Here is a 26,370-nt window from a genome sequence, read left to right as displayed (position 1 = left end):
GATTCCAGCAGCATCCAATCGAGGGCCATACCATGATCATGTATCTCAACGGCCAGTACCTCCCGCGCGAACAGGCGCTGATTCCGGTGGAGGACCGCGGCTTCATCTTTGGCGACGGCATTTACGAAGGCGTGCGCTCGGTGGGCGGCAAGATGTTCGAGTGGGCGGCCCACGCCGAACGGATGGACAACGGCCTCAAGGGGCTCCGCATCAACTTCAATCGCGCCCAGATCGACGCGCTCGAGGCGGTGTGCGAGCGGGTGGTGCAGGAGAATGACCTCGTGGATGGCGAGGCCTTCCTGTATCTGCAGGTGTCGCGCGGCGCGGCGCCCCGCACGCATTTCTTCCCGCCCGCGACTGTGCCGCCGACGGTTTTCGTCTCTGCGTCGAAGCTGGTCGTGCCGCGCAAGATGCGCGACGACGGATGCTCCGCGGTGACCTTCCCCGACATGCGGTGGAAGCGGCGCGACTGGAAGACGGTCAACCTCCTCGGCAACGTGCTGGCCCGCCAGGCGGCTTCCGAGGCGGGGGCTTACGAGGCGATCCTGCACGAGGACGGCATCGTCACCGAAGGGGCGGCCACCAATGTGTTCGCCGTCATCGACGGCGTGCTCACCACGCATCCGCTGACGGAGCGCATTCTCCCCGGCATCACCCGCAAGGTGATCATGGAACTCGTCGCCGAGCATCGGATGTCGGTGAAGGAACAGCCGATTCCGTTCGCGAAGCTGGCGGGAGCCGACGAGATCTTCGTCTGCGGCTCGACGACGGACGTGACGCCCGTCGTGACGCTCGATGGCAAGACGGTGGGGAACGGCAAGCCGGGGCCGACGACGGTCAAGCTGCGCGAGGCATTCGAAGCGCGGTTGTACCAGGCGGCGGGGGCCGGCCGCTAGGGAATGCCGCCGCGCCGGCGCTACTTCCCCCGCAAGCCGCTGCCGACGCCCGCGGCGCCGACAGACCGGCGCGAACTCGACGCCGTGCGCGACATCGTGCACGCGGCGGTGAGCGGCGAGTCGGCGGAAGCGGCCCTGCAGTTCGCGCTGGACCGTGTCGCGCCGCAGGTGGGCGCGACACTCGGCTCCGTCTACCTGCTCGACGGCGCCTCGGAGCTCATGCGGCTGGTGGCGGCGCACCAGTGGCCGGCGAAGTACCGGCCGTGGCTGGGGGCGATGCGGGTACGGGTCGGCTTCGGCCCCAGCGGTGAAGCGGCCAGCGAGCGGCGCGTCATTGACGTGCCGAACGTGTTTGCCGATCCTGACCTGGAAGATTGGCACGAGGTGGCGCGCGAGCTCGGCTTTGCCGCGATCACGGCGCTGCCGCTCATTGCCGCCGGGCGGGTGCTTGGGGTGGCCACCTTCTATTTCCGCGAAGGCGCGGGCGTCACCCGCGAGGCCCGGGCGCTGCTGCGCCTGGTCGCCGATCTCCTGGCGTCGGCGGCCAGCCAGGCGGAGAGGGGCGACGAGCTGCGACGCGTGAACGCGGCGCTTTCCGAGGCATCCGCGGAGCTGGAACGGCAGTACGCCGTCGTCGCCGTGGCGCGCCGGGCCCGTGATGACTTCCTCGAGGGGGTGTCGGTCGACCTGCACTCGCCGCTCGAGGCGCTGCTGGCGCATCTGGCGCAACTGGAGTACGACGGAGCCGGTCCGCTCACCGCCGCGCAGCGCGGCGCGCTGCACGGCGCGCGCGCGTCGGCCGCCAAGATTCTCGGGCTGGTCGAGGCCCTGCTCGACTTCGCCGGCGCCCGGCGCGGCGCGCTGGCGTTCACGCTCGACGAGTTCGATCCGCGCGTGCCGATGCGCGACGCCGTGCGCGACGCGGCGGAGACGCTGCCCGGGGCCGTCGTGACCGTCGTGGAGCCGGTGCTGGCGCTGCCCGCCATGCGGGGTGATCGCCGCAAGATCGTGCGGCTGCTCGTGACGCTCGTTGAGCACGTGCTCGAGCGGGGGCGGCTCGAACGGGTGGAGATCACCGTCGAAGCGGCGGAGGGTCAGGCCCGCTACCGCGTGCAGGAATCCGGCTCTCGCCGGGACGCGGCGCGCGACGACGACGAGGCGACGGACGAGGAGGCGCATCTGGCCTGGGCGCTCGATCTCGTGCGGAGCGTCAGCCGCCTGATGGGCGGCGGCGTCACCACCGAAGCCATCGGCGAGGGACGCACCGCATTGCTGCTGCACCTGCCGCTGGAAGGACCGCCGGGCGCGAGTGGCGCGCACGGCTGATCATCAAGGAGCCCACCGACATCATGCACAACCAGTCGAAGCGTACGCTGCAGAGCCAGCGCACCAGTGCGTCGCCGGCCGACGTCCTCCGCGCCGCCCGCGAGTTCTTTGCGAACGGCAGTTCCATCTACGCCGCGTTCGTCGAGAAGGAGGGGCCCAATCACCTCGTGCTGCGCGGCCAGGGCGGCGAGGAAGTGGTCATCGCGGCGTTCCCAGACGAGGGTGGCACCGTGGTGAATGGCTCGTCGTACATGTTCGACCAGCAGATCGCGCGGTTCTTGACGACGCTGGCGCCCGCGGCCTGAGCGTCGGGTGAGCGTCGCGTTCATCTCGCACTCCGACTGCGGGCGGCACGACACGGGGTGGTCCCACCCCGAGCACGTCGGGCGGCTGCGCGCGGTCACGCGGGCACTGCGCAACGACTGGGAGCTGATGCTCCGGATTGACCACCGCGAGGGGCGCCACGCCACCGTCGAGGAACTCGCGCTGGCGCACGACGCGGCGTACATCGAGGACGTGCGGAGTGCCGCGGCGAACGGGGGCGCGCGCTTCGACGCCGACACCGTCACGAGCGAAGGGTCGTGGGATGCGGCGGCCGCCGCGGCCGGGTGCGTGCTCGACGGCATCGACCTCGCGGTCACCGAGGGTCGGCGGTCGTTCTGCGCCGTGCGTCCGCCGGGACACCACGCGCTGCGCGCCCATGCCATGGGATTTTGCCTCTTTGGCAACGTCGCCGTGGGAGCGCACTATGCGCGCACGCGACATGGCGTGCCGCGGGTGCTCATTGCCGACTTTGACGTGCACCACGGCAACGGCACGCAGGCGCTGGTGCAGGACACGCAGGAGATCCGCTTCGTGTCGATGCACCAGTGGCCGTGGTATCCGGGGACCGGGGCCGCCGATGATCGCGGCCCGAAGGAGACCGTCTGGAACGTGCCGTTGCCGGGCGGGCTCCCCGCCGCACGCTATGTGGACGCCTTTCTGGGCGCGGTGGACGCGGCCACCGCCGCGTGGACGCCCGATCTCGTGCTCGTCTCGGCCGGCTTCGACTCGCTCAAGGGCGACCCGCTGGGCGGGTTCACGCTCGAGATGGAGGACGTCGCGACGCTCACCCGCGAACTGGTCAGCCGGGCCGCCGCCTGGTGCGGCGGACGGCTGGTGAGCGCGCTCGAAGGCGGCTATGCGCCCGATCGCGTGGGCGAGGCGTCGGTCGTGCATATGCGCGCCCTCGAGGGCTGACGCCGCCGCCGGCCGTGGCGCCGCCACCTGGCCGACGCTTGCTCGGCTGAGGGCAGGCGATACCTTTTCCCCCGGGCGCGTCGCCCCGCGGAGGATCCCTTGGCTCGTCGCCAGTCCGGCACGTATCGCATTCGCAAGTCGCAGCGGATCACGGGGACCGAATCCGCCCGCCCGCGCAGCTGGTACCGCCCGTCCGCGGGTGAGCTGCAGCGCGACGTCGATCCGCGCGAGTTCGAGCGCTACCTCGGCGACTCCGGCGGCTTCCTCTGGGTCGACATCGACACCGCGAGCATGTCGCAGGTCGCGCTCCTTGAGAAGGTCTTTCATCTCCACCCACTGCTCATCGAGGACACGCTCAGTCCCAACGGGCGCGTGAAGGTGGAGGAGTATCACGGCTACCTGTTCGTGGTGGTGCGCGCCGTACGCTTCGTGAGCGAGACGGAGGATCCCCACGACATCGAGACCTACAACCTCTGCTGCGTGCTGGGGAGCAACTACCTGATCACGGTGCACGGGTCGCACTCACCCGGCCTGGACGTGGTCTGGGAGCGGGTGCAGCGGTCGCCGGACCTGCTCGACCGCGGACCGGCGCGCACGCTGCACGCCGTGCTCGATGCCACCGTCGACGAGTACTTTCCCATCGTGGACCAGCTCGATGAGTTCATCGACACGGTCGAGGAACGGGTCTTCGCCAAGTTCGACCAGTCGGCGATGCACGACATCTTCAGCGTCAAGCGCCTCGTGTTACAGTTGCGTCGGCATCTCGCGCCGCAGCGCGAGGTCTTCAGCTTCCTCACGAACCGGCCGACCGCGCTCGTGCCGCCGGACGTGCAGGTGTACTTCCGCGACATCTACGACCATGTCATCCGGCTCAACGAATCCATCGATACTTACCGCGACCTGGTGTCGTCGGTGATGGAGTCGTATCTCACGCAGGTGTCCAACCGCCTGAACATCGCGACCAAGAGCCTGACGGTGGTCGCAACGCTAAGCGTGCCGTTCGTGGTGGTGAGCGGAATGTGGGGCATGAACTTCGCCGACATTCCGCTCTCAAACTGGCCGCACGGCTTCTGGGTGATGTTTGCGGGCCAGCTGGCGCTGGGCGGCCTGCTCATACTGGCGCTCTGGCGCCGCGGCGTGCTCTAAGTGTTCTGTCCTGAATGCGGCACCTGGAATCGCGGCGGCGCCGCCGCCTGCGTACGCTGCGCAATCGCGCTGCCGGACGTGCCGGCGCGCCCCGACGCGCCCGATGCGCTCATCACGGCGCTGCGGCAGGCGACGGGAAACCGGTATCGCGTGCTGCGGCGCATCGGCTCGGGCGGAATGGCCGACGTCTATCTGGTGGAGCAGGAGACGCTGGGCCGCCCGCTGGTGCTCAAGGTCATGCACGCGCACCTAGCCCGCGACACGGAGATGCGGGAGCGCTTTCGCCGCGAAGCCGAGGCGGCGGCGCGGCTGGTGCACCCGCTCATCTGCGTGCCGTTCGACTATGGCGAAGTGGGGGAGATGGTCTACCTCATCATGCCGTTCCTCGCCGGCGGCGGGCTGGCCGACCTGCTGGCCAAGTCGCGCACGCTGGCGCCGGCGCGGGTGGCGGAGGTCGCCGCCCAGATTGCGACGGCGCTCGATCATGCGCACCGCCACGGCGTGGTGCACCGCGACGTGAAGCCGGACAACGTGCTGTTCGACGAGGATGGCAACGCCTACCTGACCGACTTCGGCATCGCCACCGCGCAGTTCCACGCGCGGCTGACGGCGAGCGGGCGCGCGATGGGCACGCCGCACTACATGGCGCCGGAGCAGGCGATGGGGAAGACGCTCGACGGTCGCGCCGATCTCTACGCCGTGGGCGTGATGATGTATGAGAGCCTCGTCGGCTTCCCGCCGTTCGACGCGGCCGACGCGTTTGCCGTCGGCTACAAGCAGGTGCACGAGGTGCCGGTCCCCGTGACCGAGGTGAACTCCGACGTGCCGGCCGCGCTCGCGCAGATCGTGATGCGCTGCCTCGAGAAGGCGCCCGAGGCGCGATATCAGCGCGGGGCCGAGCTGGCCGCCGACCTCGAGGGCTGGCTGCACGAAGCGGGCGTGCCCCGCGATGCGGGCGTGCGCGGCCGCACGCCGACGGGCGGTTTGCCGCCGGCGCCATGACCGCCCGGCTCGTCGACGTCGCGCTCCCGCTCCCGCTCTTTCGCGCCTTCACGTACGCCGTTCCGGACGGATTGCGACACCCGGTGACGCCCGGGACCCGCGTGCTGGTCCCGTTCCGCAATCGCACGGCCATCGGCATCGTGCTCGCCGAGAGCGACGGCGCGTCGCTCGGCGGCGCGGAACCCAAGCCCATCCTCGACGCGCCCGACGCATCGCCGGCCTTCTGTCCCGACCTGCTCGCGGTCGGGCGGTGGATGGCCGACTACTACGTGTCGCCGGTCGGCCTCGTGCTGCGCGCGGCGCTGCCGGCCGCGATGGGACGCGCGCGCCGCGCCGATCCGCCGCTGCGCACGCAGCGCGTGCTCCGCATCTCGCAGCGGCTCGATTCACTGCTGCAGCGCGACGAGCTCTTCAAGCGCGCGCCGCAGCAGCGCGCGCTGTACGAACTGCTCGAGTCGCTCGGCGGGCAGTCGCCCGTGGCGCATCTCATCGAGCGGCTGGGCTGCACCGAGAGCGTGGTGCAGGGGCTCGCGAAGCGCGGCGTGGCGGTGGTGGTGCCGGAACCGGTGGACCGCGATCCGTTTCTGGCGCGCGCGGCACCGCCGCCCGCGGCGGTGACGCCGACCGCCGCGCAACGCGCGGCGGTCGCGGCGCTGTGCGCCGGCGCGCCCGGGGCGACGTTCCTCCTGCACGGCATCACCGGGAGCGGCAAGACGCTCGTCTACATCGAGTTCCTGCGCCACGTGCTCGCCGCGCCGAGCAAGAGCGCCATCGTGCTCGTGCCGGAGATCGCGCTCACGCCGCAGACCGTGGACCGCTTTCGCGCCGTCTTCGGCAACCAGGTGGCGGTGCTGCACTCCGGGCTGAGCGACGGCGAGCGCTATGACGCCTGGCGCGCGCTGCAACGCGGCGACAAGCGCATTGCCATCGGGGCGCGCTCCGCCATCTTCGCGCCGCTCGCGAACCTCGGCGCGATCGTCGTGGACGAGGAGCACGAGGCCACGTACAAGCAGGGCGAGGCGCCGCGCTATCACGCGCGCGAGGTGGCCATCGTGCGCGCCCGCGAGGCGGGGGCGGTGGTGGTGCTGGGGAGCGCCACGCCGTCGCTCGAGAGCTGGACCAACGCCCAGTCGGGGAAGTATCAGCTGCTTTCGCTGCCCGATCGCGTGGGGGGCGGGGCGCTCCCCGGGGTGCGCATCGTCGACTTGCGCGACGAAACCGGCCCCGGGGCGCCGGCCGCTTTGCAGGCGCTGCGGCGAATCCTCAGCGCACCGCTCGAGGCGGCGCTGCACGAGCGGCTCGCGCGCGGCGAGCAGAGCCTGCTGCTGCTGAACCGGCGCGGCTTCGCGAACTTCGTCACGTGCCCCGACGGCCACGTGGTCGCCTGTCCCAACTGCGCCATCTCGCTCACCTACCATCGCGCCCCGGAACGGCTCATCTGCCACTACTGCCAGCACGCCGAACCGCTGAGCGCGACGTGCGCCGAGTGCGGGGCGGAGAACATGCGCCAGCGCGGGGTCGGCACGCAGCAGGTGGAGCGCCTGCTCAACGAGCGCTTTCCCTCGGCGCGCGTGGCCCGCATGGACGTCGACACCACGACGGGAAAATGGGCGCACGCCGAGATTCTCGATCGCGTCGGGCGCGGCGAGGTGGACATCCTGCTCGGCACGCAGATGATCGCCAAGGGGCTCGACTTTCCCAACGTGACGCTCGTCGGGGTCATCGACGCCGACATCGGCATCAACCTCCCCGACTTCCGCGCCAGCGAGCGCACCTTCCAGCTGCTCAGCCAGGTGGCGGGACGGGCGGGGCGCGGCCCCAAGGGAGGCGAGGTCTTCATCCAGACGCGCACGCCGGGGCACCACGCGGTGATCTGCGCGGTCGAGCATGACTATCTGCGCTTCGTCGGCGAGGAGATTCCGGCGCGGGTGAGTCCGCCTTATCCGCCCACGCTGCGGCTGGCCAATGTCGTGATCAGCGGGCTGGACGAACTGGCGGTGGCCGCGTGCGCGCAGCAGGCGGCGGACTGGATGGCGCCGCGGCTCGAGGCGCTGGGCGGCGCCGTGTCGCTCGTTGGACCGGCGCCCTGCCCGATCGAGCGCATCAAGGGGCGCTGGCGCTGGCATCTGGTGCTGAAGGCCGCCCGTCCGGCGCCGCTGACGCAGTTGATGCGCGCCTTCCTGACGCGATTCGAGCTCCCCGCAGCGCATGAGATGCGGGTGACCTTCGACCGGGATCCGGTGGCGCTGCTGTAGCGCAACTCCCCCCTTCCGCTGGTGGAGTCATGCCCCGCACGGGGCTAGATTTCCCCAGGTGACTTGCCTCTCGATTGACGCCCCCTTTCCCTCGACGGCGCGCCCCGTGTGTGCCGCCGGCGCCGGAGCGCGCTGAATGGACGATACGCGCGCCCGTTTCCTCACCGAGATCGTCAACCGTCTTGGCGCGGATCGCGTCGTGGAACTGCACCTCTTCAGCCCCATCCGGCAGGGGAGCATGGAGACGGGGGTGGCGGTGGTGGCCGTGACGCCGGGTGCGGAGCACGTTCGCGTCGTCGATGACGCCGCGGTGCAGTCGCTCATCGACGCGGCGGTGCCGCTGGAGGCCGCCGATGCCGTGTCGCCCGAGGCCACAGACGCGGTGCTGCCGGAGGCCGCCGATGCCGCGCCGTCCGTCGCACCCGTTTCACTCGCCTTGAATGGCGAACCGCGCCTCGTCATACACACGGCGCGCTATCGCCTGGTCCGCAAGGGCCCCGATCGCGGCAAGTGGCTCGTCGAAGTGGCGGCCACGGCCGATGCGCCCCTGGCCACGGTGGACGCGGTGGCCCGCGGCGTCACGCAGCGCTCCAAGGATCTCACGGAAACCGAGAGATTCAGCGGCGACCAGCTTCGCGCCCTGTTGGAGGATCCTCTATGGCGGACTCCGACGTAATCGATCGCTTCACCGGCTTCCTGCGCGAGCGGCGTCTGCCGGTCACGCAGCAGCGGCTGGCCATTGCCGACATCCTGCTCCGCGCGAGCGGCCACCTCTCGGCCGATGACGTCGCGGCGACGCTGGTGAAGAATGGGCAGTCGGTTGGCCTCGCGACCATCTATCGGACGCTCGACCTGCTCGTGACGTGCGGGCTCGCCGAGCAGCGCGACTTCGGGGAGGGCTTCAAGCGATACGAGGCCGCGCGCAACCAGCCGAATCACTACCACCTGACGTGCACCATCTGCGGGGCGGTCACCGAGTTCTTCGACGACCGCATCCCGGACATCATTCGGCGCGCCGCCGGCAATCGCGGGTTCGTCCCGTCGCAGCACCGGCTGCTCGTGCGCGGCACCTGCCGCGCCTGCCGCAAGACGCCCACCGTCCTCGACCGGAGACCGTTGTGAACGAACCGGCCACGCTCGGCCTAGCCATCGCCTTCAGCGCGGGGCTGCTCAGCTTCCTCTCCCCCTGCGTGCTCCCGCTGGTGCCGAGCTACGTGACCTTCATCACCGGGCTCAGCCTCGAGGACCTGCAGCGGTCGCGCCGCATCGCCCTGGTGCACGCGCTGCTCTTCATCCTCGGCTTCACGCTGATCTTCCTGGCGCTCGGGGCCAGCGCGACGGTGCTGGGACGCGTGCTGCTCAGCCAGCGTGTCTGGCTCACACGCTTCGGCGGCGCGCTCGTCATCGTCTTCGGCCTCTACCTGCTCGGCGTCCTCAATCTCGGCCTGCTCGCGCGCGACACCCGGGTGCACCTGACCAACAAGCCCGTCGGCTATCTGGGCACCGTGCTCGTAGGCATCGCCTTCGGCGCCGGCTGGTCGCCCTGCATCGGACCCATCCTCGGCGCGATCCTGACCTACACGGCGAGCGAAGCCGACCTCGGGCGCGGCCTCGTGCTGCTGTTCGTCTACTCGATGGGCCTCGCCATTCCGTTCCTGATCGCGGCCGTCGCGGTGGAGCGCTTCCTCGGCTTCTTCCAGAAGATTCGCAAGCAGATGGGATGGATCAACCGGCTGGCGGGCGCGCTGCTGCTGGCCGTGGGCCTGCTGCTGATCTCCGATCAGTTCACGCGGATCGCGAGCTTCATGCAGCAGTACACGCCGGAGTTCATTCGGACGCGCATCTAGGGCGACTTGCCCCATTGTGCGACGGCGGTCCACTCGACGCATATTCAACGATCGCATCCCGGGCGAGGACCCATGAGCGTGCCTCCGAGTTCATCCGACCAGCGCGTCGCACGCCTGCCGACCGCCTTCGCCCCCGCGGAGCGCGCGACGGCGGGCGAGGTGGAGCGCCAGCACCGCACGCTGGCCGCCCTGCCGCTGATCGGTGAGTTCCTCGACGCGATGCCGAACATGGCGGTGGTGCTCAACGCCGACCGGCAGATCGTGCTCACCAACCGGCCGTTCCGGATGTTCCTCGCCGGCGACGACGGGGACAAGCTGCCGGCCGAGCGGCGCGAGGTTGTCGAGGCGCTGATCGAGGCGGTCATCGGCAAGCGCCCGGGCGAGGCGGTGGGTTGCATCCACTCGCACGAAACCGAGGGCGGCTGCGGCACCACCCCCTTCTGCCGGCACTGCGGCGCGGTGCGCGCCATCGTGAACAGCCAGAAGTGGCGCGACCTCGACGTGCAGGAATGCCGGCTGACGGTCGGGGGCGAGGCCGGGCGCGAAATCTCGGTGGACTTCCGGGTGTGGGCGCAGCACATCCCGGTGGAGGGCGAGTCGTTCACCATCTTCTCGCTGCTCGACATCAGCCACGAGAAGCGCCGCGAGGTGCTCGAGCGGATCTTCTTCCACGACGTGATGAACACGGCGGGCGGCGTGAAGGGGCTGGCCGAGCTGCTGGTGCACGATGAACTGCCGCCGAGCGAACTGCACGAGGCGGCGGAAATCATGTCGCAGTCTGCCGACCAGTTGGTCGAGGAACTGAGCGCGCAGCGCGCGCTGGCGGCCGCCGAGTCGGGCGACCTCGAGGTCAGGCCGCGGCCGGTGCGCTCCATGGAGATCGTGCGGCAGGTGCTGAACGCCCTGCGGCCCACGAGCGTGTGCCGCGGCCGGGACCTGCTGGTGGCTGCCGACGCGATGGCCTTCGATTTCTCGTCGGATCCAGTGCTGCTGCGCCGCGTGCTGGTCAACCTGGTGAAGAATGCGCTCGAGGCCACGCCCATCGGCGAGGCCGTCACGATCGGCGCCCGGCGACTGGTCGGCGAGGTCGAGTTCACGGTGCACAACGGCACGGTCATCCCGCCCGACGTGCAGCTGCAGCTCTTCCAGCGGTCGTTCTCCACCAAGGGGGCCGGGCGCGGCCTCGGCACCTACAGCATCAAGCTCCTGACGAACTATTACCTCGGGGGGAGGGTGTCGTTCGTCTCGAATGCCGATGCGGGCACGACCTTCACGGTGCGCCTCCCGCGGGAGCTGACCCCGCTTACCTAGGCGGTGGTCGGCAGTTCGGCGTCGATGCTCTCCTCCAGCAACTGACGCCTCAGCAACGCCCAGTAGCGGCCGCGCCGCTCCACCAGTTCGTCGTGCGTCCCCGCTTCCGCCACCGTGCCGTCGGCGATGACTATGATGTGCGTGGCCTCGCGCAGCGCCGTCACGCGATGCGACGCGATGAGCGTCGTGCGCCCGCTCAGGGCATCGCGCAGGCCGTGGAGAATGGCCGCCTCGGTGTTCGTGTCGACGGCCGACAGCGCGTCGTCGAGAACGACGACGGCGGGCCGGCGGGCCAGCGCGCGCGCGAGGGTGGCGCGCTGTTTCTGGCCGCCGGACAGGTTGATGCCACGCTCGCCGAGCACCGTGCGGTCGCCCGCGGGGAAGCGCGCCACCGATTCGGCGAGCTGGGCCACCTCGGCTCCCCACGCGGCGGTGACGGCGTCGGCGCCGCCGTAGGCCAGGTTGTAGGCGATCGTCTCGCTGAACAGCAGCGCGTCCTGCGGCACGAAGCCGATCTCGGCGCGCAGCGTGGCGAGCGGGAGGTCGCGCACGTCCACGCCGTCGAGGAGAACCTGCCCCTCCTGCGGGTCGAAGAAGCGCGGCAGCAGCTCGAGCAGCGCGCTCTTGCCGGCGCCCGTGGCGCCGACCACGCCCAGCGTGCCGCCTGCGGGAATCGTGAACGACACGTCGCGCAGCACGGTGCGCGGCGCGGCGCCGTCGCGCGCCGGGTACGCGAAGGTGACGTTCCGGAACTCGACCTGCCGCCCGCCGTCCCGTGAGGGCAGGGGACGCGGCGTGTCGGGGTCGCGCACCGCCGGCGTCGCATCGAGGATCTCATTGAGGCGGGCCATCGACGCCGCGCCGCGCTGAAACAGGTTCGTCACCCAGCCGAGGGCGATCAGCGGCCAGGTGAGCGTGGTGAGGTAGATGCCGAACGCCACCAGGGTGCCCACGCTGAGGGTCCCGCGCAGGACCATCGTGCCGCCCACCCCGAGCACCGCCACCGAGCCCAAGCCGGCGAGCAGGGTGAACGACGGGCTCATCAGCGCGTTCAGGCGCGCGAGGGCCAGGTTGCGCCGCACGTACTCCATGCTCAGCTGGCCGAAGCGCTCCGACTCGGCGGGTTCCTGCCGGTAGGCCCGCACGATGCGCGCCCCGCTCAGGTTCTCCTGGACCCGCGTCGTGAGGTCGCTGAAGTGCGCCTGCACGTCCTCGAAGCGGTCGTGAATCGCCCGGCCGAGGCGCAGCATCACCACGGGGAGCAGGAGCAGGGGGAGCAGCGCAATGACGGTCAGCCGCGGCGAGAGCCGCAGCATGAAACCCAGCGCGAACAAACCACCGGCGATGGTGTTAATCAGGTACATGATCGCCGGTCCGGCGGCCATGCGAACGGCGCCGAGGTCGTTCGTCAGGCGCGCCATCACGTCGCCGGTGCGCGTCCGCGCGTACCAGCCGGCGTCCAGCGTCATGAGGTGGGCGAACAGCTGATCGCGCAGGTCGGTCTCGATACGGCGGCTGACGCCGTTGAGCTGCTCGCGCATCTGCCAGCGGAAGAAACCGGTGACCAGCGCGACCGAAACCATCAGCGCGGCGACGCGCCAGAGACGAGCGGCAGGCGCTCCGGCCTGCAGGGCGTCGATGGCCTGGCGAAGAAAGAGCGGTTGCAGGCTGTAGCAGGCGGACGAGATGACGACACACGCCACGCCCCACGCCATGGGGGCGCGGTAGGGTGCCACGAACGGAATCAGTCGCCGCAGGGGATGGATCATGACCGGCGCGGCGGTTGTGCCACACCCGCAGTACAGCGAGTATTGAAGGAGAGACTCCCCACTGGAAGGAAGGAGGATACCATGCCGAAGTTTATCCGGGTTGCTGCCGTGCCGCTGGCGCTCGTGGTTGCATTCGGGGCGTGCAAGAAGGCCGATGACGTGCCGGCCGACAGCCGCCAGGTGGAACTGGCGCCCGCCAACGCGGGCCAGCCACAGCTGGCCGATACCGCGCAGCGCGCGGCGACGAAGGCTCCGGCCAAGCCGGCCGCCACGGCGGCGAAGCCCGCCGCGTCAGCGCCGGCCGCCAGGCCGGCCCCCGCCGCGGCCAAGGCCGCGACGACCGGGACCATCGCCGGTGGCACCTCGATGGAAGCGACGTCGAGCGCCCGCGTCTGCACGAACACCATCAAGGCAGGTGACCACGTGACCGCGGCGCTTGCGGAGCCGGTGGCCGGCACCAACGGCGTGACGGTTCCCGCGGGTTCGGTGGTCACGCTCCGGGTGACGGAAGCGAAGCGCGGTGAGAACGGCAAGGAAGGCGTTCGCCTCGCCTTCGAGCCGGTTTCGGTCGCCGTCGGCACCACCACGTATGACGTCACCGGCAGCGTGAGGGTGGCGAACATCGAGACCGTGCGCGCCCAGAGCACCGGCGATCAGGCCAAGAAGGTGGCGGCGGGTGCCGCGGTGGGCGCCATCGCGGGTCAGTTGCTTGGCAAGAAGACCAAGTCCACGGTCGCCGGCGCCGCGGTGGGCGCGGCCGCGGGCGGCGTGATCGCCGCGGGCACGGCCGACTGGAACGGCTGTGTGGCCAATGGCGGCCGGATGACCATCACGCTCGGTGGTCCGCTGACGATCAGTCTGGCGAAGTAGCGACGCGAGGTCCCCCCAACACAAAGGGCGCCCGACGGGCGCCCTTTGTGCTATTCGGTGCGGTAAGCGTCAGTATCCCACGGCGCCGCCGGTGCTGCGCGGCTCCCGTACGCCGATCCATCCGCCGCTCACGCGCATGATGCCGTTGGCGTTGGCGAGCCCGCCCGTGCGCTGGAGCGCGTGTCCCATCGCGCGCAGCGAGTCGGCCACGGCGTCGCTGAAGGCGCCCGCCTCGTAGCGCAGCGTGTCGGGGAGCGACTGATGATGCAGGCGCGGCGCGCGCATCGCGTCGGCGAGCGACATCTTGTGCTCGATCACGTTGAGAATGACCTCGGTCGTGGTCGTGATGATGCGCGGACCGCCCGCGGCGCCCACCACCAGCAGCACCTGGCCGTCCTTGTCGAGCACGATCGTCGGCGCCATCGCGCTCAGCATCCGCTTGCCGGGCTGGATGGCGTTGGCCTCGCCTTGCACGAGCCCGAACATGTTGGGCGATCCGGGCTGGGCCGCGAAGTCGTCCATCTCGTTGTTCATGAAGAAGCCGGCCTTCGGAATCCAGACGCCCGACCCGTAGCCGCCGTTCAGCGTGGTCGTCGTGGCGACGACGTTGCCCTTGGCGTCCGCGGTCGAGTAATGCGTCGTGTGCTCGGCCTCGCCCGCCCCCCGGAAGGCGGGGGTCCTGGTGGCGTGCGCCCGGTCGATGCCCGCCGCGAGCTCCTTCGCATACGTCTTGCTCGTCAGCTGCTCGAGCGGAACCTTGATGAACGCGGGATCGCCGAGCTTCTCGTTGCGGTCGATGAACGACCGGCGGAAGGCCTCGGTGAGCAGGTGCGTGTAGCCGGCGCTTCCATAGCGCGGCAGCGGCGCGAACTGCTCGAGGATGTTCATCGTCTCGGTCATCGTGATGCCGCCCGACGACGCCGGGGGCATCGTGAGCAGCGTGTAGCCGCGATAGGTGCTGCGGATCGGCGTGCGCCACTCGGCCTTGTATCGCTTCAGGTCGTCGCGCGAGATGATGCCGCCACCGCGCTGCATCTCGTCCACCAGCGCGTCGGCCACCTCGCCCTCGTAGAAGCCGGCGGGCCCCTTGGCGGCGATGATCTCGAGCGTGCGCGCGAGTTCGGCCTGGATGAGTCGCGTCCCCGGCGTGAGCGGCTCGCCATTGGGGTAGAACAGCGCCTTGCCCGCGAACTGCGCAACCGCGCGGTTGCCGCGCAGCGAACGGTAGAGCGAACTGTCGACGAGGAATCCTTCCCTGGCGAGGCGGATGGCTGGCGCCATCACCGTGGCGAGCGGGAGCGTGCCGAAGCGATGCAGCGCCTCCGCCATGCCGGCCACCGCGCCCGGCACGCCGCTGGCGAGATGCCCGATGATGCTCTTGTTCGTGAGCTTGCCGGTGGCCGCGTCCACGTACATGTCGCGCGTGGCCGCCAGCGGTGCAATCTCGCGATAGTCGATGGCGGCGTTGCGGCCGTCGGCCATGTGGATGTTCATGAAGCCGCCGCCGCCGATGTTGCCGGCGAACGGATAGGTCACGGCCAGCGCGAAGCCGGTGGCCACCGCCGCGTCCACCGCGTTCCCGCCCTGCTTCATGATCTCGGCGCCGGCCGCGCTGGCGAGTTCGCTGTTGCTGGCCACCATCCCGTGCGCCGCGAAGACGGGCTGCGCCGTGACGAGCGAGGCCTCCCCGCCGAGATAGGTGCCGATGTCGACCGTCTGTCGTGCAGTGCCATGATGGCAGGCGGCGACGGCGAGAGTGAGGGCGAGCGCGAGGCGAGCGATGGGGCGAGGCATCGGAGGTTCTGTGAGAGTAGACATGGCACGCACGCCCAGTAACTTAGCACCAAGCCCGTTCGCTCCCATAGCGGCCCTCCACACCCCGACCATGCTCGATCCACGCATCACCGAACAGCGCAATCCGCGTACGGCGGAGATTGACCTCGCTTCGCCCGAAGAGATCGTGGCGCTCATCAACGCCGAAGACGCCCGTGTCCCGGCCGCTGTCGCCACGCAGGCGGCGCAGATTGCGCAGGCCATGAAGATGGCCGAAGAGACGTTTCGCGCGGGCGGCCGCCTGTTCTACGTTGGCGCCGGCACCTCGGGGCGGCTGGGCGTGCTCGATGCGTCGGAGTGTCCGCCGACGTTCGGCGTCGATCCCGAGATGGTGCAGGGCATCATCGCCGGCGGGCCGCCGGCGCTGACACGCGCGCAGGAAGGGGCCGAGGACCGGCCGCAAGGGGCGCGTGACGACCTCGACAAGGCGGGTGTTCGCGCCGGCGACTTCGTGATTGGCATCGCCGCCAGCGGCACCACGCCGTATGTGCGCGCCGCGCTCGAGCACGGCCGGAAGATCGGCACGCGCACCGCCATCGTCGCCTGCTCGCCGCCCCCGCCGGAGACGCTCGCGGCGGCCGACGTCGCCATCGTCGTCGTCACCGGCCCCGAAGTGGTCACCGGCTCCACGCGCATGAAGGCGGGGACGGCCACCAAGTTGGTGCTCAACACGATCACCACGGGCGCGATGATCCGCCTCGGCAAGACGTACGGCAACATCATGGTGGACTTGCAGTCCACCAACCAGAAGCTCGAGGATCGGAGCGAGCGGATCCTGCGCGTCGTGTGCGGCGTCGATCGCGACCAGGCGCGCACGCTGCTCGACGCGGCCGGACGCAGCGTCAGGACGGCGATCGTGATGCAGAAGCTCGGCGTGGACAAGGACGAGGCGCTCCGCCGCCTCGCCGCCCACGGCGGCGTCATTCGCCGCGTCATTCCCGACGCGCCGCCCCCGGTGAGCGCGTGAACGCCGGCGCGGCGCGCCCCCTCGTCCTCGTCGGCTTGATGTCGGGGACGTCGCACGACGGCATCAGTGCCGCCGTGGTGCGCTTCGTTCCCGGGGCGCGCGATGACCGGCCGATGCCCGAGCTGCTCGCCTTCGTGCAGCAGGCGTATGACGACGCGTTCCGCGCGCGCCTGCTGAGCGCCATCGCCACGCCCACGCATCCGGGCGACTACACGCGCCTCGACTTCGAACTGGGCGAGCGGCTGGGCGCGGCGGCGGTGGCGGCCATCGCCGAGAGCGGGCTCGCGCGCGACGAGGTGGACGCCATCGCCTCGCACGGACACACGGTCTGGCACGACGCGCCACGCGCCACGTGGCAGTTCGGTCAGCCGGCGGCGATCGCCGAGCGCACGGGTCGCCCGGTGATTGCCGACTTCCGGACGCGCGACGTCGCGGCCGGTGGGCAGGGGGCGCCGCTCGTCCCGATTGCCGACGCGCTCCTCTTTGCAGGGCCCGACTGGCGCGCGCTGCAGAACATCGGGGGAATCGGCAACGTGACGCTCGTGCCGCCGGGTGGCGGCGTGTCGGGCACGCGCGCCTTCGACACGGGTCCGGGGGTTGGCATCATCGACGCGGTCGTGCGCGCCTTGCACCCGGACCTCCCGTATGACGTGGACGGCGCGCTCGCCTTGCGCGGACGCGCCATCGCGAGCGTCGTCGACGAGTCTCTGATGCATCCGTACTTCAGCGCGCCGCCGCCAAAGAGCACGGGGCGCGAATTGTTCACGCCGGCGTATGTCGCCGACTTCATGGCGCGCTGCCGCGCGGCCAGCGCGGACTGTCGCGACGTTGACATCGTGGCGACGGCGGTCGAACTCACCGCGCGGAGCATCGCGCTTGCGTTCGAGCGGTTCATTCCCGAGCCGGTGGCCGAGTTGATCATCTCGGGCGGCGGATCGCGCAATCCCGCGCTCGTGCGACGGCTCGAGGCCCTGATGGCCCCGCGGCCGGTGCGCCAGTTCGACGACGTCTTCTTCGACGGCGACGCCAAGGAAGCGGTGGCGTTTGCGTTCCTTGGGTGGCTGCACCTGTGCGGACTTCCCGGCAACGTTCCCGCCTGCACCGGCGCGCGCGGACCGCGCGTGCTCGGCACGCTCACGCCCGCCTGACGCCGCGGATGAAGGAGCTGGGCCAGCACGTCATCGCCGTCATCGGCTGGGACCGCGACTTCGGATGGGCGGGGACGCGCGAAGCGATCGACCAGGCGCTGGCGCTTGGCGTCGGCGGCTTCCTGATCCGCGGCGGGCCGCGCTACGAGGTGGCGCAGCTCGCGCGCGCCCTCCATGCGCACTCGCCGGTTCCCCTCCTCGTGGGCGCCGACCTCGAGCGCGGGGCGGGGGAGCACTTCCCGGGCGCCGTCTCCCTCCCGCCGGCGGGCGCGCTCGCGGCGCTCGGCGATCCCGACGCGGTGCGCCGCGCGGCGCGCATCACCGCTCGCGACGCGCGCGAGATCGGGCTCAACTGGGCGCTCGGCCCGGTCTGCGACCTCGATCTCGCGAACGGCAATCCGATCATCGGAACGCGCGGCTTCGGCAGCGATCCGGCGCGCGTGGCGGAACTCGCCGCCGAGTGGATCGATGCGTGCCAGGCCGAGAGCGTGCTCGCCTGCGCGAAGCATTTTCCGGGGCACGGGCGCACGGCGGCCGACTCGCACCTCGCGCTCCCCGTGCTCGAGGAGAGCCTCACCGAGCTGATGGCCAGCGACCTCGTCCCATTCCGCGCCGCGATCGACAGCGGCGTCGCCAGCGTGATGACGGCGCACGTCGCGTACACGGCGCTCGACGCGTCCGGTCTGCCGGCGACGCGATCGGCGCCGACGCTTCGCGTGCTGCGCGAGACGCTCGGTTACACGGGGCTCGTCGTCTCGGATGCGCTCGAGATGCGTGGCGTGAGCGCCGGCGACGGCGAGGGCGAGGCCGCGGTCGGCGCGCTCGCCGCCGGCTGCGACCTGCTGCTCGCGCCGACCAATCCCGCGCTCGTCGTGCAGGCCGTCGGCGATGCGCTGGCCAGCGGGCGCCTGAACGGCGATGCGCTGGCCGCGGCGCGCGCGCGGCGCGACTGGTGGGCCACGTGGGGACGTTGGCTCCCAGACCTGCGCGGTCCCACCCTGGACGATCGCACGTGGGCCAAGCAGGTCAGCGACCGTGTGCTGCAGGTGGTGCGCGGCCGTGTGCCGTGGGTGCCGCCGGCGTGCGAGGTCGTGGTGGTGGACGACGACCCGGCGAGCGCGGCGCCGTCGCGCTGGACGTTCATTCAGGCCCTGCAGGCGCTGGGCCGCACGGTGAACGTCGTGCCCGGCGCCACCGAAGCGGGCGAGGGCGTGCTGGTGATTGCCGTCTATGCCGACGTGCTCGCCGGCAAGGGGCACGTGAGCCTCACCCCGCAGTCGCGCCTGACGGTGCGGCTCGCGGTGCAGGCGGCGCGGTCGCTCAAGCGCGACTCGCTGGTGGTGCTGTTCGGCCATCCGCGCCTCGCGGCGGAGCTGCCCGACGCGGCGCACGTCCTCTGCGCCTGGGCCGGCGACAAGGGGATGCAGGAGGCCGCGGCGCGGGCGCTCGTGACCTGACCGCTACTGCCTGACGACCCCCGCCGCCTCGCCCGGCAGCTGCGCAATCAGGCGATCGCTCGGCACGCTGTACACGATGCGACCCGCCGCTTCGGTGGGACCGCCGTAGACGACGCCCACCACGTAGCCGCGCTCGTTGAAGACCGGGCTGCCGCTCGAGCCGTGCGCCACGTACGCGTCCACCTGCAGGATATCGGGGACCGACTTGCTCACCGTGCCCACCGTCAGCGAGGCGCGCGCGGTCATCGTGTCGATGGAGCCGCCCATCCCCGCCGTCTCGTTCCCCAGCGGATACCCGACGATTGCGATCGGCGCCCCTGGGCGCACGCCGCCGCTCGGGGCGACGCCCATCACCGCGGGGAACGACCCGGGCGCGTCCACCTTGAGGAACGCCAGGTCGTCGGAGCTCGACACCTTGACCACGTGCGCCGGCAGCCAGCGCCGGGTGCCGTGGAACTGCACCGCGATGCGCGTGGGCGCCGCGTCGCCCGCACCCTGCACCACGTGCCGATTGGTGACGATGAGTCCGTCGCGCGTGACGCCGAAGCCTGAGCCGCCTTCGACATGGTCATTGCCGTGGTCCACCACGATGAACGCCACGGCGCGCGTGTTCTGGTCGGCGATGCGCTCGTAGTCCACCTTGCTCACGGCGCCGGCCGCCGTCTGCTGCGCACTCAGCTCCGCGATGCGCTGCGTCACGGCCGCCTTGTCGCCACCGGCGCGCAGCACGGTGAGCAGCGAGTCGCGCTCGCGCGAGATGCGCCCGACTTCATTGGTCAGCCCGTTGGCCCCGGCGCTGCCGCGCAGCTGCGCGATGGCCGTGTTCTGGTCCTGCAGCTCGCGAAGCAACTGCTCAATGGTGGCGCGGTCCGCGGCGGCGTTCTGCCGGCTCATCCACGCCAGGCCGAGTCCGATGATGACCACCGCGGCGCCAAACGCGTAGAGCGTGCGGCGCAGCGTGCCCGTCTGCATCTCGACGGCCTCGGCGATGCGCGCGCCCGTGTCACGGCGCGGCGGAACCGGCTTGGCATCAGGCGCTGGTACTGGCGCAGGCGGCTCGGGTCGTGGCGCGGGCCGCTCGCCTCGTGACGCCGGCGCTTCGGCGCGTGGCGCCGCGGCAGCCACCGGTTCCACTGCCGTCTCGGCCATGCGACGAAACTCGATTGCCGCGCCGGCCGCACCGCCCAGCGCGATGACATCGCCGTCGAACAGCGCCCGCTCGCCGACCAGCGGCTGGCCGTTGACCCTGGTGCCGTTGCTGCTCCCCACGTCGCGCAGCGTGGCCGTGCCGCCCACGATGCGGATCTCGGCGTGGCGCGCCGACACGTCGAGATCCTTCTCCGTGTCGAGGCGCAGGTCGCTCATCGGATGACGACCGATGGCGATGATGGACTTGGTGAAGACTTCGCGAGCACCCGCGCGCGCGCCGCTGGTGATGCGGAGCTCGATGGCCATGGCGGCCTCAGCCCTTGAGGAGGTAGACCCAGGCCAGCCAGGCCGCGACGAGCACGGTGAGGCCGCCAAAAATGAGGCGCAGCTGCGCGACGGTGAGCCGCGACGCCGGCGGATCGACCGCGGACGCCATCGGAGTCGTGGCGCGCACCGCGCCCGCGGCATCCGCGGCGGCGGCCGGCACCTCCGTCTCCGCGGTGGTGACGAGCGACGCGTCCAGCAGCTCTGCATCGTCCAGCGATTGCGCGATTGTCGCGGCGCTCACCGGCATCGTGGCCCGCGCTTCCGCGGGCGACACGTACGGCCGGTGGCCGACGAAATCGCTGGCGGCGGCCGGCTGCAGCCCCTCGCCCTCGAACCGCGCCGCGATCACGGTGATGTTGTCGGGGCCGCCGTTCTCGTTCGCCAGGTCGATGAGCGCCTTGCACGTCGCCATCAGGTCGGGCGACTGCTCCGTGACGATGCGCGCGATGTCCACCGTGCGCATCTGCCCCGACATGCCGTCGCTGCAGACCACCAGCGTGTCGCCGCGTCGCAGCTGCTGCACGGTGAGATCCACCTTCACCGCCGGCTCCGGCCCGAGCGCCTGCAGGATGATGTTCCGGCGCTCGCTCACCTCGGCTTCTTCCGCCGTCAGTTCGCCCGCATCGATGAGGCGCTGCACGAGCGACTGATCCTTCGTCACCTGGATCGCGATGCCGTCGCGAATGAGATAGCCGCGGCTGTCGCCCACCTGGCAGAGGTAGAGCTTGTCATCGAGGACCGCGGCGATCGTCGTCGTCGTCCCCATCCCGCGGTTCTCGGGGTGGTCGAGCGCGTAGCGGTGGATGCGCGCGTTGGCGGTCTCCACCGCCTTGCGCAGCGCCGACGCAAACGTGTCCGGGTCGGTGCTCTCCGAGCGACGCCACCAGGTGTCGAGCTCCTCGAGCACGACCTCGGTGGCCATCTGGCTCGCCACTTCACCCGCGGCGGCGCCGCCCATGCCGTCGGCGACCATGAAGAGCGTGCCGCGCGTGCCCAGCCGATGCTCGCGCACCTCGGGCTGCAGCGTGGCGTTCATCGCCGTCAGGTCGGCGACCACGAAGGAATCCTCGTTGTGGTCGCGCGTGCGGCCGACGTCCGTGCGTCCGAAGACGTGGACGATGATATCTCGGGGGGACGAGGAATCGCTCACTTACAGATGGATTCGATGGTGAGATTGACGACTTCCAGCGTGCTGCCCCGGACCAGCGGCTTCGCCTTTTCCATCATGCTGCAGGCGTCGCCCGTGTTGTCGAGTTTGTGGTAGGCCCGGCCGACCAGATAGTACGCGTTGCCCTTGGTTTCGCCAGACAGCGTCGGGATGATGCCTTCCAACTCATTCACGAGTTGCTGCGCCGAGCCCTTAGTGAGATCGTCGTGCTGTGGCATCCACTTCGCCACGAGCGCCGCTCCACCGCCTGCTGCCGGTGCCCCACCCGGCACGGTCGCCGGTGCCGCCGCCCCACCCTGCGTACGACCACTGCCACCGTTCGGATTCACCGGCGTCTTCAACTCGGTCACGCCGCCTGGTTGTGTGGCTGGCGCTGCGGACGGAGCGGCCGACACCCCACTGCCTCCGTTTCCCGATTGCATCGCCGCGCTGTCGGTGGCCGAAGGCGTTTCGGCTCCCTTCGAACTCACCATATAGTATCCGCCCCCACCCAGGACTGCGATCCCGATCACAGCGGCGGCGATCATCATCGTGTTCGATTTCTTGACGGCTGCCGGGGCCGCAGGGGTCGCTGCGGCTGCGGGGGCCTTCGCGGCCGGTGCCGCCGGCGCCGCCACCGTCCTGCCCCCCTCACCGGGCGTCGCCACGCGCGTCTTCGGCAGGTTGGCGGCCGTCGAGGCCGGCGCGCTCAGCACCTGCGTCCCCGCCTCCGCCGCCTGCGACGCGGGCATGCTCTCGCAGGCCGCCCACAGCTCGCGGCCAAACTGCGCCGCGCTCTGGTACCGCTCGTTGGCGTCGCGCGCGAGCGCGCGGTCCATGACCGCCTGCACCTCGGCGGGCCAGGCGACGTCGGGCTTCATCTCGGCCAGCGTCTTCGGCTGCTCGATGAGACGCGCGATCATCGCTTCCTGCGCCGACTCGGCCGGGAAGGGGAGCTTGCCCGTGAGACAGTTGAAGGCGACCAGCGCCAGCGAGTAGATGTCGCTGCGGCCGTCCAGCTTGTCGCCCGACAACTGCTCCGGGCTCATGTACTCGGGCGTCCCCACCACCATCCCCGTCTTCGTCACCTTCTGCGCGTCGCTGCTGTGCGCCTTCGCGATGCCGAAGTCCACGACCTTCGCCAGGTCCGACCCGTCGCGATTCTTCGCGATCATGATGTTGTCGGGCTTCAGGTCGCGGTGCACGATCCCCGCGTCGTGGGCCACCTGCAGCGCGTCGGCGCTCTGATGGATGATCGCGGCGGCGCGCGCCGGCGGCAGCGCCCCGCTCTTCTCCACGAGCGAGGTGAGCGACGTCCCCTCGATGAATTCCATCGCGAGGTAGATCAGGCCGTCCGGCGTCTCGCCGAAGTCGTAGATGGCGCAGATGTTCGGGTGGTTGAGCCGGCTCGCGTTGGACGCCTCGCGGTTGAACCGCGCGATCGCGTCCGCGTCCTGGTTCATCCCCGGGTTCATCACCTTCAGCGCGCTCTTGCGCCCCATCTTCACGTGCTCGGCCAGGTAGACCTGCCCCATGCCGCCTTCGCCGAGCTTCTTGAGGATGTGATACCGGTCGGCCACCACCGTCCCCATCAGGTCGGTGCTCGCGCTCGCGCTGCGCAGGGCCGTGCCATCGCGCGGGCAGAACCGCTCGCTCAGCGGGTACTCCGTGCCGCACGTCGGGCAGATCTTCTGGTCGCTCACATGCTCTCCAGTCGCAGGATCTGGTCGCCCATCAGCACGCGCTGGCCCACGCGCACGGCGCGTTCCCCGCGCACCGACACCGCCACGCCGTTGCGGCTTCCCGCGTCGAGGAGCACGAAGTCCATGTCCTCGTTGCGAACCTCGGCGTGGCTGCCGCTCATCGTCTGGTCGTACGGGAAAACCCAGTCGCCCTTGTCGCGCCCGAGGAAGACGGTGCGCCCGGGGCTCAGGTGCAGCGAATCGCGCACCGAGCCGTCGGCGCGCAGCTGCTGCAGCACGGCGATATCGCCGTGCGGGAGGAGCGAGCCGAGCCGGCGCGTGGCATCGGCCTCGGGCGGATGGGGCCCCGGATAGCCGAGCCGCTTGAAGCGCAGGATCTGCGAACCGACGAGGATGGCGTCGCCGTCGCTGAGCTTCATCGGCGCGTCGAGGAAGACCCACGTGCCGTTGCGCGATCCGAGATCGCGCACGAAGAGTTCGCCGTCGCGCACGGCGAATTGCGCGTGCACAGGGCTCATGAAGACGTCGTCGGGGAACCGAATTTCGCCGTCCACGCGGCCGACGATCCCTTCCGCGGCGCCGAGCGTGAACTGCTGCGTGATCTGCCCCGTGTCACCGAGCAGCGCGAGCTTGGGGCCGCTCTGCGTGGCGCGCGCCGAGAAGACTTGTGTCCCTCCCGGCGGCGTCGGCGGTGTGGCCGCCACGCGCTTTGCCCCGCATCGGGGGCAGAACTGGTCGCCGGCGCGCACCGGCTTGCCGCAGGCGTCGCACGTGAGCGCGGGCGCGGGCGGCGGGGCCGGTTCGTTGCTGAGCCGGCCGCCGCACTGCGGGCAGAACGGAAGCCCCGTGTGCACCGAGGCGCCGCAGAAGGGGCACCCCCGCTTTGTTCCGGGCGCGGGTTTGGCGGCTTCGGAGATGCGCGTGGCCGGTATCCCCGAGGCAGGAGAGGACATCCGGGCGCCGCCGGGATTCATGATCGAGGCAACTTCGATCACCCGCGCCCCCGATGCGACGATGGGCTTCCCGCAATCAATGCAGAAGCGCGACTCCCCCTCGTTTTCCCGCCCGCAAAATCCGCAACGGTTCACGCGTGCCTCGTTCAGGTCGGCGTTCGTCATCGGTCGCCCGACAGCATGGGCATATAATAGGTTTGCGAAGGGGGTGGCGGCTAGGCGGGAAAGCCGGCCCCGGAGGGACCACGGCGGGGGGGATTTTGGTATTATTGCGGACCATGTGCTCGCGCCCCGCCTCCCACCGGGTGATTGTCCTCGGTCTCCTCGCCACGGCCTGCGTCGGCGGCAACCCGCCGCCCACCGCCGCGCCCGTGCCGATCCGCACCGTGGAGACGGCACCGCCGCCGCCCGCGCCGGTCCCGCCGGCTCGTCCGGGCCTGCCGCCCTTCCCCAAGGTCACGGGCCCGCTAGCGCTCGATATGGTCTACCCGCCCGAGGGGTACACCCTGTCCGTGCGTGAGTCGACTTTCGTGTTCGGAAGCGTCGGCAATGGCGACGCGACCCTGACCATCAACGGCGCCCCCGTGAAGGTGAACCCGAACGGGTCGTTCATGGCCTTTCTTCCCGTGCCGGCCGACACGGCGTACGCGATGTCGGCGTCACTGCCCACGGGCGAGACCGCGGCCGCGGTCCGGCGCATCCGCTTCCCGGCGCGGGGCGGCCCGCCGCGTCCAGCGGCGGTGCTCGACACGGTGGGATATCCGCGCGCGGTGACGCTGGCCAATACCAATGAGTACGCCGACTCCGACACCGACCGGGTGACCATCGCCCGCCCCGTGGCGGGCGGCACGTACAAGTACTTCCTGTTGCCGGGCACGGTGGTGCAGTCCACGGGCCGGCTGGGCAACAGCGTGCGCATCCGGCTGGACAGCCAGCTCGAGGCGTGGGTGGACGACGCGGCCGCCGAGTCGGTGCCCGGCGCCGACGCAAACGCGGGCGCCGCGCTGCCCGGCGCATCCGACGCAGCCGCGCGCGTGCGCCGCATCTCGGCCGCGCGCGTGGCGATGGGTGTGGGTTACACCGATGTCGTGATCACGATGGACGCCCGCGCGCCGATCGCCGTCGATGAATCCGGCGAAGGGATGACGCTCACCGTATACAGCGCGCGCGCCAACCTCGACTACTTGCGCTTCGACACGAACGATCCGATGGTGCGCCTGCTGCGCTACGAGCAGGCGACCAACGACCGCGTGCGATTCGAGGTCGACCTGCGGCACCAGCCGGTGGGATATCTCGTGCTCTGGCGCGCGGGTTCGCTGGTGCTGCGCGTGCGGCATCTCCCCGTGGTCGACGCCACGGCCCCGCTGCGCGGTCGCGTGATCGCCGTCGACGCCGGCCATCCCCCCGGCGGCGCGATGGGCCCCACGCGCCTGCGCGAGCCCGAGGCCACGCTCGGCGTTGCGGAACAGTTGAAGGAGCTGCTGGAATCGCGTGGCGCCCGCGTGGTGATGCTCCGCAGCACCGCCGACGCCGTCGCGCTCGGCGCGCGCCCCATCCAGGCGCGGCGCGAGAACGCCGAGGCGTTCGTGAGCATCCACTTGAACGCGTTCGCCGACGGCGCCAATCCGTTCGCCGCGGCGCGCGGGTCGGGGACGTTCTTCTTCCATCCGCAGAGCGAACCGCTGGCGCGCGCCGTGCAGCAGGGGATGGTGCGCACCATGGGCCTGCGCGACGAGGGGATCTTCTTCAACAACCTCGCGGTGGCCCGGGCCACGTGGTTCCCGTCGGTGCTCTGCGAGGGGGCGTGGGTGGTGATGCCCGAGCAGGAAGCCGCGCTGCGCACCCGCGAGTTCCAGCGCGCTTACGCACGGGGCGTCGTCGAGGGCCTGGAGCACTACTTCCGCGGGCTTGTTTCGCCGTGATGCGTTGATACGCACTGCATACCACGGATGACACGGAAAATGCGCCGCATACTGCCGTTCTCTGTCGCACTCTGTCTCACTCTGTCGTTCTCTTTGCCAGCCC

At 70.7% G+C, this 26,370-nt stretch carries 22 protein-coding genes; 16 read left to right on the top strand and 6 right to left on the bottom strand.

Annotated elements, in window-relative coordinates:
• Positions 1–32: 32 nt before the first annotated feature.
• The 11 genes from VGJ96_04705 (at position 33) to VGJ96_04655 (ending at position 11,022) form a co-directional block, all read left to right on the top strand.
• A complete protein-coding gene (locus tag VGJ96_04705) occupies positions 33–896 on the top strand; it encodes an aminotransferase class IV (protein ID HEY3286407.1) in 864 nt (287 codons plus the stop codon).
• Positions 897–899: 3 nt separating this feature from the next.
• Positions 900–2,222, top strand: a complete 1,323-nt coding sequence (locus tag VGJ96_04700) for a GAF domain-containing protein (GenBank protein ID HEY3286406.1) — start codon at positions 900–902, stop codon at positions 2,220–2,222.
• A gap of 23 nt (positions 2,223–2,245) precedes the next feature.
• Complete coding sequence (locus VGJ96_04695; protein ID HEY3286405.1) at positions 2,246–2,527, top strand: hypothetical protein; 282 nt, start codon at positions 2,246–2,248, stop codon at positions 2,525–2,527.
• Positions 2,528–2,534: 7 nt separating this feature from the next.
• Complete coding sequence (locus VGJ96_04690; GenBank protein HEY3286404.1) at positions 2,535–3,461, top strand: histone deacetylase; 927 nt, start codon at positions 2,535–2,537, stop codon at positions 3,459–3,461.
• 99 nt (positions 3,462–3,560) lie between these two features.
• Positions 3,561–4,607 carry a magnesium/cobalt transporter CorA gene (gene corA, locus VGJ96_04685; GenBank protein HEY3286403.1) on the top strand — a complete coding sequence of 349 codons (1,047 nt, stop codon included), beginning with the start codon at positions 3,561–3,563 and terminating at the stop codon, positions 4,605–4,607.
• Complete coding sequence (locus VGJ96_04680; protein ID HEY3286402.1) at positions 4,608–5,609, top strand: serine/threonine-protein kinase; 1,002 nt, start codon at positions 4,608–4,610, stop codon at positions 5,607–5,609.
• Positions 5,606–7,864 carry a primosomal protein N' gene (gene priA, locus VGJ96_04675; GenBank protein ID HEY3286401.1) on the top strand — a complete coding sequence of 753 codons (2,259 nt, stop codon included), beginning with the start codon at positions 5,606–5,608 and terminating at the stop codon, positions 7,862–7,864. Before VGJ96_04680 ends, priA begins: the two co-directional genes overlap by 4 nt.
• Positions 7,865–8,000: 136 nt before the next feature.
• Entirely contained in the window at positions 8,001–8,540 is a 540-nt protein-coding gene (locus VGJ96_04670; GenBank protein HEY3286400.1) for a hypothetical protein, read from the top strand.
• Entirely contained in the window at positions 8,522–8,986 is a 465-nt protein-coding gene (locus VGJ96_04665) for a Fur family transcriptional regulator (protein HEY3286399.1), read from the top strand. Before VGJ96_04670 ends, VGJ96_04665 begins: the two co-directional genes overlap by 19 nt.
• Positions 8,983–9,711, top strand: a complete 729-nt coding sequence (locus VGJ96_04660; protein ID HEY3286398.1) for a cytochrome c biogenesis protein CcdA — start codon at positions 8,983–8,985, stop codon at positions 9,709–9,711. Before VGJ96_04665 ends, VGJ96_04660 begins: the two co-directional genes overlap by 4 nt.
• A 72-nt stretch (positions 9,712–9,783) precedes the next feature.
• Positions 9,784–11,022, top strand: coding sequence for a HAMP domain-containing sensor histidine kinase (locus VGJ96_04655; GenBank protein ID HEY3286397.1), 1,239 nt, complete (start codon positions 9,784–9,786; stop codon positions 11,020–11,022).
• Here the strand turns inward: VGJ96_04655 and VGJ96_04650 are convergent.
• Positions 11,019–12,791 carry an ABC transporter ATP-binding protein gene (locus tag VGJ96_04650; GenBank protein HEY3286396.1) on the bottom strand — a complete coding sequence of 591 codons (1,773 nt, stop codon included), beginning with the start codon at positions 12,789–12,791 and terminating at the stop codon, positions 11,019–11,021. The two genes, VGJ96_04655 and VGJ96_04650, sit on opposite strands and share 4 nt — an antisense overlap.
• A gap of 81 nt (positions 12,792–12,872) precedes the next feature.
• Here VGJ96_04650 and VGJ96_04645 point away from each other — a divergent pair, with 81 nt between their 5' ends.
• Positions 12,873–13,661 (top strand): hypothetical protein, encoded by a 789-nt coding sequence (locus tag VGJ96_04645; GenBank protein HEY3286395.1) that lies wholly within the window; start codon positions 12,873–12,875, stop codon positions 13,659–13,661.
• A gap of 69 nt (positions 13,662–13,730) precedes the next feature.
• Here VGJ96_04645 and ggt read toward each other — a convergent pair whose 3' ends face one another.
• Entirely contained in the window at positions 13,731–15,455 is a 1,725-nt protein-coding gene (gene ggt, locus VGJ96_04640; GenBank protein ID HEY3286394.1) for a gamma-glutamyltransferase, read from the bottom strand.
• Between the two features lie 91 nt (positions 15,456–15,546).
• Here ggt and murQ point away from each other — a divergent pair, with 91 nt between their 5' ends.
• The 3 genes from murQ to VGJ96_04625 are packed head-to-tail and all read left to right on the top strand — an operon-like array spanning position 15,547 to position 19,066.
• Positions 15,547–16,461, top strand: coding sequence for an N-acetylmuramic acid 6-phosphate etherase (murQ, locus tag VGJ96_04635; GenBank protein ID HEY3286393.1), 915 nt, complete (start codon positions 15,547–15,549; stop codon positions 16,459–16,461).
• Positions 16,458–17,609: an anhydro-N-acetylmuramic acid kinase gene (locus VGJ96_04630; protein HEY3286392.1), complete on the top strand. Its 1,152-nt coding sequence runs from the start codon at positions 16,458–16,460 to the stop codon at positions 17,607–17,609. The genes murQ and VGJ96_04630 overlap by 4 nt, the downstream gene beginning before the upstream one ends.
• A gap of 8 nt (positions 17,610–17,617) precedes the next feature.
• Positions 17,618–19,066, top strand: a complete 1,449-nt coding sequence (locus VGJ96_04625; protein HEY3286391.1) for a glycoside hydrolase family 3 N-terminal domain-containing protein — start codon at positions 17,618–17,620, stop codon at positions 19,064–19,066.
• A gap of 3 nt (positions 19,067–19,069) precedes the next feature.
• On the opposite strand, the gene VGJ96_04620 is transcribed toward VGJ96_04625, so the two are convergent.
• Genes VGJ96_04620 through VGJ96_04605 form a run of 4 tightly spaced genes read right to left on the bottom strand, consistent with a single transcriptional unit; the run spans position 19,070 to position 24,510 of the window.
• A complete protein-coding gene (locus tag VGJ96_04620; GenBank protein HEY3286390.1) occupies positions 19,070–20,521 on the bottom strand; it encodes a trypsin-like peptidase domain-containing protein in 1,452 nt (483 codons plus the stop codon).
• A gap of 7 nt (positions 20,522–20,528) precedes the next feature.
• Entirely contained in the window at positions 20,529–21,692 is a 1,164-nt protein-coding gene (locus tag VGJ96_04615) for a protein phosphatase 2C domain-containing protein (protein HEY3286389.1), read from the bottom strand.
• A complete protein-coding gene (locus VGJ96_04610) occupies positions 21,689–23,392 on the bottom strand; it encodes a serine/threonine-protein kinase (GenBank protein ID HEY3286388.1) in 1,704 nt (567 codons plus the stop codon). The genes VGJ96_04615 and VGJ96_04610 overlap by 4 nt, the downstream gene beginning before the upstream one ends.
• Positions 23,389–24,510 (bottom strand): FHA domain-containing protein, encoded by a 1,122-nt coding sequence (locus VGJ96_04605; GenBank protein ID HEY3286387.1) that lies wholly within the window; start codon positions 24,508–24,510, stop codon positions 23,389–23,391. Before VGJ96_04605 ends, VGJ96_04610 begins: the two co-directional genes overlap by 4 nt.
• A gap of 140 nt (positions 24,511–24,650) precedes the next feature.
• Here VGJ96_04605 and VGJ96_04600 point away from each other — a divergent pair, with 140 nt between their 5' ends.
• The gene (locus VGJ96_04600; GenBank protein ID HEY3286386.1) at positions 24,651–26,267 is read left to right on the top strand and encodes an N-acetylmuramoyl-L-alanine amidase; all 1,617 of its coding nucleotides are present in this window, start codon (positions 24,651–24,653) and stop codon (positions 26,265–26,267) included.
• The last annotated feature ends 103 nt before the right edge of the window (positions 26,268–26,370 follow it).

It is taken from the genome of Gemmatimonadaceae bacterium (assembly GCA_036504815.1).
Classification (GTDB): Bacteria; Gemmatimonadota; Gemmatimonadetes; order Gemmatimonadales; family Gemmatimonadaceae; genus PNKL01.
The sequence above is the reverse complement of the archived record's forward strand: the minus strand, read 5'-3'. Positions and strand labels throughout refer to the sequence as shown.

Bases quoted from the DNA above. Each gene is read 5' to 3' on its own strand.
- VGJ96_04705 (HEY3286407.1), top strand. From the start codon at position 33: ATGATCATGTATCTCAACGGCCAGTACCTCCCGCGCGAACAGGCGCTG.
- VGJ96_04700 (HEY3286406.1), top strand. From the start codon at position 900: ATGCCGCCGCGCCGGCGCTACTTCCCCCGCAAGCCGCTGCCGACGCCC.
- VGJ96_04695 (HEY3286405.1), top strand. From the start codon at position 2,246: ATGCACAACCAGTCGAAGCGTACGCTGCAGAGCCAGCGCACCAGTGCG.
- priA (HEY3286401.1), top strand. From the start codon at position 5,606: ATGACCGCCCGGCTCGTCGACGTCGCGCTCCCGCTCCCGCTCTTTCGC.
- VGJ96_04670 (HEY3286400.1), top strand. From the start codon at position 8,001: ATGGACGATACGCGCGCCCGTTTCCTCACCGAGATCGTCAACCGTCTT.
- VGJ96_04665 (HEY3286399.1), top strand. From the start codon at position 8,522: ATGGCGGACTCCGACGTAATCGATCGCTTCACCGGCTTCCTGCGCGAG.
- VGJ96_04655 (HEY3286397.1), top strand. From the start codon at position 9,784: ATGAGCGTGCCTCCGAGTTCATCCGACCAGCGCGTCGCACGCCTGCCG.
- VGJ96_04650 (HEY3286396.1), bottom strand. From the start codon at position 12,791: ATGATCCATCCCCTGCGGCGACTGATTCCGTTCGTGGCACCCTACCGC.
- VGJ96_04645 (HEY3286395.1), top strand. From the start codon at position 12,873: ATGCCGAAGTTTATCCGGGTTGCTGCCGTGCCGCTGGCGCTCGTGGTT.
- ggt (HEY3286394.1), bottom strand. From the start codon at position 15,455: ATGCCTCGCCCCATCGCTCGCCTCGCGCTCGCCCTCACTCTCGCCGTC.
- murQ (HEY3286393.1), top strand. From the start codon at position 15,547: ATGCTCGATCCACGCATCACCGAACAGCGCAATCCGCGTACGGCGGAG.
- VGJ96_04625 (HEY3286391.1), top strand. From the start codon at position 17,618: ATGAAGGAGCTGGGCCAGCACGTCATCGCCGTCATCGGCTGGGACCGC.
- VGJ96_04620 (HEY3286390.1), bottom strand. From the start codon at position 20,521: ATGGCCATCGAGCTCCGCATCACCAGCGGCGCGCGCGCGGGTGCTCGC.
- VGJ96_04605 (HEY3286387.1), bottom strand. From the start codon at position 24,510: ATGACGAACGCCGACCTGAACGAGGCACGCGTGAACCGTTGCGGATTT.